The 10,947-nt window shown below is 66.8% G+C and carries 12 protein-coding genes; 10 read left to right on the top strand and 2 right to left on the bottom strand.

Translation table 11 applies throughout. The features are described from left to right. Window positions 1–8 precede the first annotated feature (8 nt). The 9 genes from trbL to HNP47_RS12485 are packed head-to-tail and all read left to right on the top strand — an operon-like array spanning window position 9 to window position 6,305. Complete coding sequence (gene trbL, locus HNP47_RS12525) at window positions 9–1,418, top strand: P-type conjugative transfer protein TrbL (RefSeq protein ID WP_184279840.1); 1,410 nt, start codon at window positions 9–11, stop codon at window positions 1,416–1,418. 2 nt (window positions 1,419–1,420) lie between these two features. Next, a complete protein-coding gene (gene trbF / locus HNP47_RS12520) occupies window positions 1,421–2,104 on the top strand; it encodes a conjugal transfer protein TrbF (RefSeq protein WP_035306087.1) in 684 nt (227 codons plus the stop codon). Further along, window positions 2,083–3,111, top strand: a complete 1,029-nt coding sequence (locus HNP47_RS12515; protein WP_035306088.1) for a TrbG/VirB9 family P-type conjugative transfer protein — start codon at window positions 2,083–2,085, stop codon at window positions 3,109–3,111. The genes trbF and HNP47_RS12515 overlap by 22 nt, the downstream gene beginning before the upstream one ends. Further along, window positions 3,108–4,325, top strand: a complete 1,218-nt coding sequence (locus tag HNP47_RS12510) for a TrbI/VirB10 family protein (protein ID WP_035306090.1) — start codon at window positions 3,108–3,110, stop codon at window positions 4,323–4,325. Before HNP47_RS12515 ends, HNP47_RS12510 begins: the two co-directional genes overlap by 4 nt. After that, a complete protein-coding gene (locus tag HNP47_RS12505; RefSeq protein WP_081836092.1) occupies window positions 4,322–4,837 on the top strand; it encodes a S26 family signal peptidase in 516 nt (171 codons plus the stop codon). The genes HNP47_RS12510 and HNP47_RS12505 overlap by 4 nt, the downstream gene beginning before the upstream one ends. 8 nt (window positions 4,838–4,845) lie before the next feature. Beyond that, window positions 4,846–5,436: a lytic transglycosylase domain-containing protein gene (locus tag HNP47_RS12500; protein WP_260394843.1), complete on the top strand. Its 591-nt coding sequence runs from the start codon at window positions 4,846–4,848 to the stop codon at window positions 5,434–5,436. After that, window positions 5,433–5,714 carry a hypothetical protein gene (locus HNP47_RS12495; protein WP_035306093.1) on the top strand — a complete coding sequence of 94 codons (282 nt, stop codon included), beginning with the start codon at window positions 5,433–5,435 and terminating at the stop codon, window positions 5,712–5,714. The genes HNP47_RS12500 and HNP47_RS12495 overlap by 4 nt, the downstream gene beginning before the upstream one ends. Continuing rightward, entirely contained in the window at window positions 5,707–5,913 is a 207-nt protein-coding gene (locus HNP47_RS12490; RefSeq protein WP_035306095.1) for a hypothetical protein, read from the top strand. Before HNP47_RS12495 ends, HNP47_RS12490 begins: the two co-directional genes overlap by 8 nt. Beyond that, window positions 5,901–6,305 (top strand): AlpA family transcriptional regulator, encoded by a 405-nt coding sequence (locus tag HNP47_RS12485; RefSeq protein WP_081836093.1) that lies wholly within the window; start codon window positions 5,901–5,903, stop codon window positions 6,303–6,305. Before HNP47_RS12490 ends, HNP47_RS12485 begins: the two co-directional genes overlap by 13 nt. Before the next feature lie 17 nt (window positions 6,306–6,322). Here the strand turns inward: HNP47_RS12485 and HNP47_RS12480 are convergent, their stop codons facing one another. Both HNP47_RS12480 and HNP47_RS12475 read right to left on the bottom strand, forming a co-directional pair. Beyond that, window positions 6,323–6,568 carry a hypothetical protein gene (locus tag HNP47_RS12480; RefSeq protein WP_035306098.1) on the bottom strand — a complete coding sequence of 82 codons (246 nt, stop codon included), beginning with the start codon at window positions 6,566–6,568 and terminating at the stop codon, window positions 6,323–6,325. 81 nt (window positions 6,569–6,649) lie between these two features. Further along, the gene (locus HNP47_RS12475) at window positions 6,650–7,222 is read right to left on the bottom strand and encodes a hypothetical protein (RefSeq protein WP_035306100.1); all 573 of its coding nucleotides are present in this window, start codon (window positions 7,220–7,222) and stop codon (window positions 6,650–6,652) included. 731 nt (window positions 7,223–7,953) lie between these two features. Here HNP47_RS12475 and HNP47_RS12470 point away from each other — a divergent pair. After that, complete coding sequence (locus HNP47_RS12470) at window positions 7,954–10,932, top strand: TrlF family AAA-like ATPase (RefSeq protein WP_035306104.1); 2,979 nt, start codon at window positions 7,954–7,956, stop codon at window positions 10,930–10,932. The last annotated feature ends 15 nt before the right edge of the window (window positions 10,933–10,947 follow it).

Below are 10,947 nucleotides of genomic sequence, written 5' to 3'. Positions count from 1 at the left end.
GCGGAACGATGTCGGTCGGAGTGGAAACCCCCAATGAGCTGATGGTGGTGTTCTCAAACACCATTTCGGCTGGGTTCGACGCCCTGCAGGGCGCGGTCAACGGCGTCTTCGGGCTCCTGATCGTCCTGGTCGTCGCCCTGACCGGTATCCAGTGGGCGATGTCGTCCAATCGCGAAGTCCTGGCCTCCGGCTTTGGAAAGGTGCTGCTGATCGGAGCCTTCGCCTGGCTGATCAATGACTGGCAACAGCTGTCGGAGACGATCTACGCCGGCTTCATTGAGCTTGGTCTGACGGCCGGCGGCGGTTCGCTCAGCCGGGCCGACTTTCTCAATCCCGGGGCCATCCTGGCCCAGGGCTGGGAGATCGTGAAGGCGCTCGGCGAGACGCCTGCGCCCGTCGACAATCCGCTCGACGTGGTCGGCAACATGGCCGACGCCCTGATCCTGGGCTTGGCCATGATCGGCATCATGCTGGCCTTTGCCGTGCTGGCGCTGCAGATCATCGTGGCCCTGCTCGAGTTCAAGATCGTCACTCTGGGCGGGTTCATCCTCCTGCCCTTCGGCATCTGGAACAAGTCCGCCTTTCTCGCGGAGCGGCCTCTCGGATACGTCGTGTCGTCGGGCCTCAAGGTGCTCGCCCTGGCCATCGTGATCTCCGGGGCCCGGACCGTCTTCGACCAGCTCCAGCCCTCGGCCAATCCCGACATCTACGAGGCGTTGAGCATCCTCGTCGCCTCGATCCTTCTGGCCATGCTGGCGATGTTCATCCCTAATCTGGCCTCGGCCCTGGTCACGGGCGGGCCGGCCCTGGGCGCCGGCTCCGCCATCACGGCCGGGATCGCCGTCGGCGGCAGCGCCGCTTTGGCCGGAGCCGGGATCGCGGGTGCGGGCACGGCCGTCGCAGGCGGCGCGGCGAAGATGTCTGGCCCGGCCCGGGCTGCGGCCGGCGCTGGAGGCGGCCGACCCCCGACCCCGCCAATGTCGCCTCCGCCCTCGACGCCTCCCAAACCCTCCAATGACAATCCCTCGCCGTCCGGTCCGCGTCGGCCGTCGGGCGGGGCGATGTCCGCCGCACCCTCGTCTTCCCTTGGCGGCGTGTCTGAGCCCGCCGTGGCTTGGCAGCCTCGCCAGGCATCGGGTTCGGCTTCGGGCGAAGCCACAGGGTCCGGCGGCGCGGCCAACGATGGCGGCGGGGCGCGTTCCGGTCGGCCGGCCGGGAAGGTCGCGGCGGAGGCTCAGGCCGCCAATTCCGATTTTCACCGGGCCGCCGCCGGATCGACCGCGTCAGGCGGATCGAGACCGCCTGCCCGCGCCCAGGCCCTGCAGGCCTTCTTCGTCGCCAACGCCGGGCGGGGGTTGATGCCCGCCGGTGAGACCAGCGGCGTCCTGTCTCCCAACTTGAGAACCGAGGAGTCCTGACCATGCACCCCTTCTTTCGTCCCAAACGCGCCCTGGCCTCGGCGCCCGAGACTACCCCCTATCAGCGCGCCGGCCAGGTCTGGGACGACCGCATGGGCCTGTCCCTGGCGCATGCCCGCAACTGGCGCCGTATCGCCGTGGCCAACCTCGTCCTCGCCGGCTTCCTCGGGGCGGGCTGGTGGGTGCAGGCCGACCGGGCCGTGGTCAAACCCTTCGTCGTCGAGGTCTCCGATCTGGGACAGACCCAGAGGATCACGGCGATCGGCGGCCGCTACGAGCCGACCGAGGCCCAGATCGGCCACGCGCTGGCCGGCTGGGTGCGCGATGTCCGCTCCAAATCCATCGACCCCATCGTCATCCGTCAGAATTGGCTTCGGGCTTACGACCTGATGACGCCCAAGGCGGCAAGCTTCCTCAACGCCTGGGCCCAGACCCACGACCCGTTCGCCGAGGTCGGGCACGAAGCTGTCAACGTCGAGGTGCTCAACGTCGTGCGGCGCACCGAGCGGACCTACGATCTTCAATGGCGCGAGACTCGCTTCGTCAACGGCCAGCAGGCCGGCGTCGAGCGCTGGCGCGCCCTGATCACCACAACGACCCAGCCGCCCCGCACCGAGGCCGAGCTGATGAAGAACCCCCTTGGACTGAAAATCGAGGACGTATCATGGACCCCCGACGCCTCCTGATCCTGGCCGGCCTGGGCCTCACCCTGTCCGGCTGCGCCGTATTCGGCCGAACGACCATGCCGCCGACGGTTGCGCCCCTGCCCGTCGTCACGGCCGAGGCTGCCGTCATCGCCGAAGCCGAAGCCCTGCCGCAATCGACGGTGCCGGTCGATGAGGCGCTGGTCGCCGATGCGACCCCGGCGCCCGCCGTTCCCGTCGGCACGCCCTATGAGGCGCAGCCGACGGCCGTGGCGCCGGCGACGGGGATGACCGGCCGCCGCGCCATCGTCGCCGCCAATCTGGACGCCCGGGCCCCGTCCCGTTCAGACGCCTTCGTCGGCGGGGTCCAGGTTTTCGCCTGGTCTCCGGGTCGGGTGTTCGAGGTCTGGACCGCGCCTCTGCGGGTCACCACCCTGACCCTGGCGGCCGGCGAGACCCTGGTCTCCAAGGCGGCCGGCGACACCGTCCGCTGGCAGATCGGGGAGACCACGTCCGGGGAGGGCGCAGGTCAGCGAACCCACGTCCTCCTCAAGCCACTGCAACGAAGACTTGAGACCAACCTTGTCCTGACCACCAACCGGCGGGTCTATTTCATCGACCTGAAGAGCGGTGACGCCTCAGGGTTCAATGCCGCGATCGCGTGGGACACCGAGGCGATGGATCCCCCGACCAGGGCGCCGATCGCCGAGGCGGCAGAGATCCGCGTGTCGGACCCGGTGGCGATGCCGGAGGGACCGATCGACGCCCGTTACCGGATAGAGCCGCAAGGGCGCCGTGCACGGTGGACGCCGGCTTCGGTCTTCAACGACGGGCAGCGCACCTTCATCACCTTCAATCCCGATCTTCAGATCGACGAGGCGCCGGCCCTGTTCGTGATCGCCGCCGACGGCGAGAGCCAGATGGTCAACTACCGCCAGGCCGGGGGTCTGTTCATCGTCGATCGCGTCTTTGATCGCGCCGAGCTCAGGCTCGGCGATCGTCGCCCCCAGATCGTTCGTATCCGCCGCCTCCAGGGAGCCGCCCGATGACCTCGTTCCAGGATAGCCCCCACAATCCCGACGACGTCGCTTCCTCGGCAGCGTCAGGCGTCGGCCCTGAGGTCAGACCCGACCTGGCCAGCGCGGCGAAGGCGCCGCCGCCCGGCCTGTCGATGCGGGCGCCGCGGCCGCCGGTCACCCGGCTGCGTAAGTCGGTCGTCCAGACGATCGTGATCGGCGGCGTGATCCTCGTCTCCGGCTCCCTGGCCTGGGCCTTCGTCGTCCAACCGGAACTGCGCGACAGCGCCCGGCTCCGCGCCGTCGAAGGCCGGGAGGACCAGGCCCGGGGCTCCGTTCGGCCCTCCGAAGCGGTCACCGATCAGCCGGCGACCTATGACCGGCTGCCCGAGCCCCGCGTTGGGACCGAGCCCGAGACGGCTGAGCCTGGTGTTCCGCCACCGCCGCCCGCGCCGGGCCGGTATAGCGCCGGTTATGCGCCATCGCGGACGACCCGGGCGACCGGGCCAAGTCCGGGCGAACAGGCGGCGCGATCGGGCTTGTTCTTCGAGGGGCAATCGACCGGGGCCGGTCCTGCCGCGCGTGCCGGGACGGCTCCAGCGACGGCCGGCGCTCGTGCGGACGCTGCGGACGTCGGCGCCACCTATAATGGCCACACCCTCACGGCGCCGCTGTCACCCTATGAGCTGAAGGCCGGCGCGATCATTCCTGCGGTCCTGTTGACCGGGGTGGACACCGCGCGCGCCGGGCCGGTCGTCGCGACGGTGTCGCAGAATGTCTATGACACCGTCAGCGGCCGCCATCTCGTCCTGCCCCAAGGGACCCGGCTTATCGGCCGTCATGAGGGCGAAAGCGCCTATGGCGACCGGAGGGCCTTCCTGACCTGGGATCGGCTGATCCTGCCCAACGGCAAGAGCTTGGTGCTGACCGGTGAGCCCGGCGTTGATGCGCAAGGCGCCGTGGGCGTGAGCGGCCATGTCGATCGGCGGCTATTCCCCTTGCTGGTCGGAACCCTGTTCGCCGGCGCGATCACCACCCTCGGCCAAATCGCCCGTGACGGAGATGGCGAGGGTTCGGGCGGCCTGCTCGGCGACGCCGGGGACGCCGCCGCCATCGAGGGCTCCCAGGTCGGGGGGCGGCTCGTGGACCGGGAGCTGGACGTCCGGCCGTCGATCCGTCTGCGCGCCGGCGCTGCGGTCCGCGTGATGATCACCCGCGACCTGATCCTGGAGCCGTACCGGCCATGACCTGGACCCCGCTCGATACTGGAAACCGCTGGGCCGTGCTCGGCGTCACCGTCTTCTTCCTCACCCTGGGCGCCCTGATCGCCGACCAGACGCCAGCCCTCGCTTTGGTCAACGAGAGCCCCAGCGTACCGCGTGGCCTGTATCTGCGACATCCAGGCGGCGCGCCGGAGAGGGGCGCGATGGTCGCTCTGCCCCAACCCCCCATCGCCCGGCGCTACCTGGGCGCGCTCGGCATGCCGGACGAGGTCCTTTTGATCAAACGGGTCGCGGCCGTCGGCGGCGATCCCGTCTGCCGGCAGGGAACTGCGGTTCGAATGCCTGGCCGCGTGGCTCACGTTCTGGATCGTGATCGGCGCGGCGCGGCTCTGCCCGGCTGGACCGGCTGCCGTCGGCTCGCGCCGGACGAGCTCTTCCTGCTCGGCGACACGGCGGGAAGTTTCGACAGTCGCTATTTTGGCCCCGTCCGGACCCGAGACCTGGAGGGGGTGTTTCGGGAGACCCTGACATGGTGAGACCCTTTTTGGCCGCTCTGGCCCTGGCGCTCGCAGCGGGCAATGCATCCGCTCAAGCGGTCGACTGGCGCAACGCCGGCGGCGATCTGTTCGGCCGTCCCGCCGCGCAGCCTGTGTCGGACGGGGCCGGCGTCGATGACCTCACGCCCCGACTTCCGCCCCTTTCACAGCCGTTCATGGACGCGATCGCCGTCGCCGCGGAGCGCCACGGCATCGACCCCAAGATGCTTCATGCCCTGGTGATCGTGGAATCCGCATACCGGGTCGATGCCGTGTCTCCGGTCGGGGCCGGCGGCCTGACGCAGTTGATGCCGGGAACGGCGGCGGATCTCGCGGTAAGAGACCGGTTCGATCCGATCGAGAACCTCAACGGCGGAGCGGATTATCTGGCCCGGCAGCTGCTCCGCTTCGGGGACGTCCGGCTTGCGTTCGCGGCGTATAATTCTGGGCCGGATCGTGTCGCCAGACTTGGGCGCATACCGAACATTGCGGAGACGCAAGCCTATGTCGCCGCAGCCGTTGACTGCTACCTCGCGCTCTCGGCCGGGAGGGGCGCCCGCAATTCCCGGCAGTGCCGGGTGCCGGAGACTGATCGATGATACCCGCCACAGAACCGGTGGCGGCGGTGACTGACGCGGCCGATGAGGATCTGCTGACCCGCAAGGAAGCGTCCGCCTTCCTGATCCAGTTCGGCATCCGCATGAAACCCGAGACCCTCGCTCGGCTGTGGTCCACCGGAGGCAACGGCCCTCCCTGTCTCCACGTTCGGCACAGGCCCTACTATCCGCGTGGCGTGCTTCGCGCTTGGGCGTTGGATCAGGTCAGCGACCTTCGCGCGTCTGCCCCGCCCGCGGCCAGGGGTCGGCGTCATGGCTGAGGCGGGATTGGAAGGGTTTAGAACGGAGTGGGCGCCCAGCGTCGCGGACCTGCTGGTCGACCCGGCGGTCAGCTTCGCCCTGAAGGACGTTCTTCGCACCTGGGAGGTTCGAGATCCGGTCGATGCGGCGCGGGACGCCCGGTTGCTGGCCGAGGTTCTGGAGCGCCGGGCGGACGAGGCGGTGTCATGGACAGTGTGAGCGAGCCGCCTCCGTTCGACGCGTTGGAAGACCGGATTCTCCCCTGGTCGCAGGTGAAGGTGATCTGCGGTCTGAGCCGGACGACGGTCTGGCGCATGCAGAAGACCGGAGATTTCCCGGCCTGCGTCCAGGTCTCGCAAAACCGAGTCGGATGGTGGCAGAGCGAGCTGCTGGCGTGGCGACGGGCGAGGACACCGAGGCGTCTGCCGGAGCCCCGGGCCATAGTGGAGAGGCCGGAGCCGGTTAGACCGCCAGTCAGGAGAACCCTGGAAGAGCCGCCTAGAAGACCGGCGCCTGAGGCTGCGACCGGTTCGGATCAGCCCGTCAGGAGCCGTCGGAAACGGAAATCTGGTGTTCCGGAAAACCAGGCTGCGTTCGACTTCGGAGGCTAGCGGGCGGACCGGGTCGATTAGACCCGCTTGAAACGGACGCGGTCGGCGCCGGCGATCAGGAAGGCGTCGAAGCCGGCGTCGCCCCAGGCCTTGCGCTGAACGTGGGTCGTGGCCGGGTCGGTTGTGTTCGCCCACCACTGCGGCAGGCCCGCGCTCTTGGGTAGCATATAGCCGATCTTGCGCTCCATCTCGGCGAAGGAGAGCTCGAGTTCATCGGTCTTCTGCTTGCGAAGATAATCCCGGAGCGGATCGTATTTGGCCATGGCGGTCTTTCATAGCTCAACGCGCCATAGAGGGGGCGGCGGGAAGGTGCCAGGCCTGAGTGCCCACCGCAGGCGCTTGGGTCAGTCCGGCGTGTCCGAACTCTGCAACCTTGCGAGCAGCGGCGAAAGCATTTTGAGCGTGTATTCGCGAACCCGATGAGCGTCCGCAGGCTGCTGCTCGTTGAGGTCCCCGATGTGCGCCAGCGCCATGCGCACAAAGGACATGCAGACGATCGCGCGCCGTTCCGGGACGGTCAGCGCCCGGAGCGGCCGCATCAGCCCCTCGATCACCGCGTCGGTACGCAGGTCGAGCTCGGCAAGTCCTTCGGCTGAGCGGATGTCGGGCCGCCAGGCTTGTCGCGCGTCGAGCTTGCCCTGATGGCTCCACTCCAGGCTGGCCAGGCCGTCCTCTTCAACCTGATCGGCGAGCGTCCGCAAAAGGCTGGCCGCCTCGAACCGCCGATCCCGGCTGCTGCTCTTATAGGTCACTCCGCTCATGGCGGCCGCGACGAAGGCCTCGGCGATGTCCCAGCCGGTCTCGGCGCGGGGCTGATCCAGGGCGGCTGAGTCGAACTCCCTGAGTTTGAAAAAGGCGCTCAGAGCAAGATCGTAAACCTGCGCCTTGTACTTCATACGCTCCGGAATGCCGCTCATAACGCTTCTGCTCCAACGATCTGCCGTCGACGCCTTTAGCGATTACCGCGACGGTCTTGTCGAGCCTTTGGGGTTCATGGGGAAGGGCGGCGCGCCTTGGCCTCCGACGACCGGCTGGTTAGTTACCGCCCTCGGGGGCGCGTCTCGCGCGGAGCAGATCTCCGATAGAGCGGCCACCGACACGGCAGACGGCGATGACGCGGTCGTGTACGATGACGCGGCCGCTCCTGCCGCGGCGTGCGTCGCAGACCACATTCTGTCCGAACGCGACCTGTCGCAGAAGCGACTGGGATAGCCGTCCGTCAGGCGAGTGGAGTTCGGGCGCGTCGAAATCCGCCAGCCGCACTTCGATCCAGCTATTGGGATCTCTGGAGCTGCCGACGCACAAACTGTCCCCGTCGCCGACATAGCGCACCGATCCCGTGAACGGCTGACCCGGCTGGGAGGGGAGCCGCCCCTCGCAAGGATCGGCCGATGCGGGTGTCGCCATAGCAGCCAGGAACAGGGCGCATAGCGCGAGAGCCGGGAGGCTGAGGAGGGGGCGGTACGTGTTGGGCATGAGCCTCGACAGGGTTGTGACAGACGGCGAAACAGCTGTCGCTGCTGAGCGATCTTTTCGGCTCGCACAAGTTCAGGAACAGAAGTCGCCCGAGTAGGGATGCAAGGTCATTGCACGCGAATTGATGATCGTTACACGATAGGGTGGCGTAAAAAAGCGGGACGGGGGAAGCATGATTAGTCGAGGTTCTGAGTGGCGCCGTTGGGAGCCTCACATCCATGCGCCCGGGACCGTGATGAACAATCAGTTCACCGGCCCCACGGCGTGGGAGGATTATCTATCCGCGCTTGAAAGGGCCACGCCGCTCATCGAGGCGATCGCCGTCACCGACTATTATGTCACCGACACCTATGAGCGGGTGTTGCAGCACAAGGCCGACGGGCGATTGCCGAAGGCGACGCTGATATTTCCCAATGTCGAGCTGAGACTGGATGTGGCGACCGCGAAGGGCGGATTCGTAAATCTGCATCTGTTCGTCAGCCCCGAGGACCCGGACCATATCGCCGAACTGCAGCGCCTTCTATCCCGGCTGCACTTCACCGTGCAGCAGGATCGCTACGACTGCACCCGCGCCGACCTGATACGCCTGGGCAAGAAGGCCGACCCGAACATAACCGACGACGGCGCCGCGCTCTCCTACGGGGCGAACCAGTTCAAGGTCAATTTCCGGCAACTGCGCGAGGTGTTCGGCGAGAGCGGATGGGCCAAGAAGAACGTCCTGATCGCCGTCGCCGGCGGCGCCACCGATGGCACATCGGGCGTGAGGGAGGCCGCCGACCAGACCATTCGTCGCGAGATCGAGGGATTTGCCGACATCATATTCGCCAGCAGCCAGGCGCAGCGGGAGTTCTGGCTCGGTCAAAAGGATCTCGACGCCCAGGCGATCCGCGCCCGATATGGCGGTTTGAAGCCCTGCCTTCATGGCAGTGACGCGCACAGGCTCGAAGACGTCGCCACGCCGTTCGGCGACCGATTCTCATGGGTCAAGGGCGGGCTGGAATTCGACACGCTGCGACAGGCCTGCATCGACCCCCGGGGCCGGGCCCATGTCGGCGCCGAGCCGCCGAAGTCCGCAACGCCGTCCCAGGTTATTTCCGAGATTGAAATACTCGACGCGCCTTGGCTCCAGACGTCGACCATCCCTCTGAACTCCGGCCTGGTGGCCATTATTGGCGCGCGGGGATCGGGCAAGACGGCCCTGGCGGACATGATCGCGGCGGGCTGCGATTCCATATCGGACGAGGCCTGGGCCGCCGATGAATGGGCGAACCCCTCGTTCCTGGTGCGCGCCCGGCCTCTTATCGGCCAGGCCAAGGTGAAGGTCAGTTGGGCGGCGGGCGCTCCAGGCACGCGGTCGTTGGATGGGGCCGATGCCAACGGCCCGCTGAGCTATCCTCGGGCGCGATACCTGTCCCAGCAGTTCGTCGAGGAACTGTGCTCATCCAGCGGCCTGACCGACGGACTCCTCCGCGAGATCGAGAGAGTGATCTTCGAGGCCCATCCCGATCATGATCGTGACGGTGCGTTGGACTTCGCCGAACTGCTGGAACATCGCGCTTCACGCCATCGTCTGGCGCGCGATCGTGAGGCCGAGGCCGTCTCCCAGATCTCGGAGCGGATCGGCACTGAACTCGAGAAGGAAAAGCTGGTCGCCAGCTATGAGGCCATGGTCGCGCAGAAGCGGCAACTGGTCGACGCCTATACCGCCGACCGCGCCAAGCTTGTTTCGGCGGGCAGCGAAAAGAGGGCTCAGCGTCACACCGAGCTGGCTGGCGCGGCCAACGAGGTCAGGACCAAGTTGCGGCGGTTCACAAACCAGCGGCAGACCTTCCTGGCCCTTCAGGATGAGGTGAGGGACCTTCGGCGCAACCAGGCGCCGGAGACACTGCGGCAAACCCAGGCCAGACATACGCACAGTGGAATGTCGAACGACCAGTGGGCCGCTTTCATTCTGGATTATACCGGGAAGGTCGATGACGACCTGAACGACTACGTCAAATGGGTTGATGGCAAGATCGCGGGGCTGAAGGGCGCTGCACCGCCAGCCGGTGATGCGAACACGGCGTTCTTTGCTGATGAGACAGACCTGACGACGCTGTCGCAGGCGGTCCTGGAAGCCGAGATGGGGCGGCTGGAAAAACTGGTCAGCTCCGACAAGGAAACGCAGCGGCAATACACGGCGCTGTCGGGCCGGATCGCGACCGAGACTGCGGCGATGCAGACCCTCGCGGCCAAACTTCAAGACAGCCAAGGCGCCAAGGATCGTGCCCGGGATCTGCAGGCCGAACGCGAAGAGGCCTATGGCCGGGCTTTCGACGCCCTCATCGCCGAACAAACCGTTCTGGAGGAATTGTACGGGCCCTTGATGGCGCGTCTGGCGGCGGCCTCCGGGACGTTGAAGAAGCTGTCCTTCTCTGTCGCGCGGGTCGCCGACGTGGCCCAGTGGGCGGGGCAGGCCGAGGAGGGTTTGATCGATCTCCGCAAGGGCGGGGCGTTCCGAGGCAAGGGCACCTTGCTTCAGAAGGCCAACGAGGTCCTCAAGCGGGCTTGGGAGACAGGGTCGTCAGCTGAGGTGGTGTCGGCGATGGCGGAGTTTCGTCGGCTTTATCAGAAGGAACTGCTCGACCACTCGCCGGTCGCCCACACCGAGCAGCTGGAGTTTCGGGCCTGGTCGAAACGCTTCGCTCAATGGCTGTTCAGCACTGGTCATATCGAGATCCACTACGGCATCGAATATGATGGCGTGGATATCCGCAAGCTGTCTCCCGGAACCCGCGGCATCGTCCTGTTGCTGCTCTATCTGGCGTTGGACGATGGCGATGGCCGCCCGCTGATCATCGACCAGCCGGAGGAGAACCTCGACCCGAAATCCGTCTTCGAAGAGTTGGTGGGTCTGTTCATCGAAGCCAAATCGAACCGCCAGGTGATCATGGTGACGCATAACGCCAACCTTGTGATCAACACTGACGCCGATCAGATCATCATCGCTGAGTCAGGGCCGCATCCGCACGGTGCCTTGCCGCCGATCACCTATCAGTCCGGTGGCCTGGAGAACGCTGACATCAGAAAAGCGGTTTGCGACATCTTGGAAGGTGGGGAAGGCGCCTTCCAGGAACGAGCCCGCAGATTGAGAGTCAGGCTGGAGCGATGAGGTGCTGAATAGGCT

It is taken from the genome of Brevundimonas vesicularis (assembly GCF_014204545.1).
GTDB lineage: Bacteria > Pseudomonadota > Alphaproteobacteria > Caulobacterales > Caulobacteraceae > Brevundimonas > Brevundimonas vesicularis_B.
The sequence above is the reverse complement of the archived record's forward strand: the minus strand, read 5'-3'. Positions and strand labels throughout refer to the sequence as shown.

What these genes read in the sequence shown, in the direction of transcription:
- trbL (WP_184279840.1), top strand. Translation starts at nt 9, where the DNA reads ATGTCGGTCGGAGTGGAAACCCCCAATGAGCTGATGGTGGTGTTCTCA.
- trbF (WP_035306087.1), top strand. Translation starts at nt 1,421, where the DNA reads ATGCACCCCTTCTTTCGTCCCAAACGCGCCCTGGCCTCGGCGCCCGAG.
- HNP47_RS12515 (WP_035306088.1), top strand. Translation starts at nt 2,083, where the DNA reads ATGGACCCCCGACGCCTCCTGATCCTGGCCGGCCTGGGCCTCACCCTG.
- HNP47_RS12510 (WP_035306090.1), top strand. Translation starts at nt 3,108, where the DNA reads ATGACCTCGTTCCAGGATAGCCCCCACAATCCCGACGACGTCGCTTCC.
- HNP47_RS12505 (WP_081836092.1), top strand. Translation starts at nt 4,322, where the DNA reads ATGACCTGGACCCCGCTCGATACTGGAAACCGCTGGGCCGTGCTCGGC.
- HNP47_RS12495 (WP_035306093.1), top strand. Translation starts at nt 5,433, where the DNA reads ATGATACCCGCCACAGAACCGGTGGCGGCGGTGACTGACGCGGCCGAT.
- HNP47_RS12490 (WP_035306095.1), top strand. Translation starts at nt 5,707, where the DNA reads ATGGCTGAGGCGGGATTGGAAGGGTTTAGAACGGAGTGGGCGCCCAGC.
- HNP47_RS12485 (WP_081836093.1), top strand. Translation starts at nt 5,901, where the DNA reads ATGGACAGTGTGAGCGAGCCGCCTCCGTTCGACGCGTTGGAAGACCGG.
- HNP47_RS12480 (WP_035306098.1), bottom strand. Translation starts at nt 6,568, where the DNA reads ATGGCCAAATACGATCCGCTCCGGGATTATCTTCGCAAGCAGAAGACC.
- HNP47_RS12475 (WP_035306100.1), bottom strand. Translation starts at nt 7,222, where the DNA reads ATGAGCGGCATTCCGGAGCGTATGAAGTACAAGGCGCAGGTTTACGAT.
- HNP47_RS12470 (WP_035306104.1), top strand. Translation starts at nt 7,954, where the DNA reads ATGATTAGTCGAGGTTCTGAGTGGCGCCGTTGGGAGCCTCACATCCAT.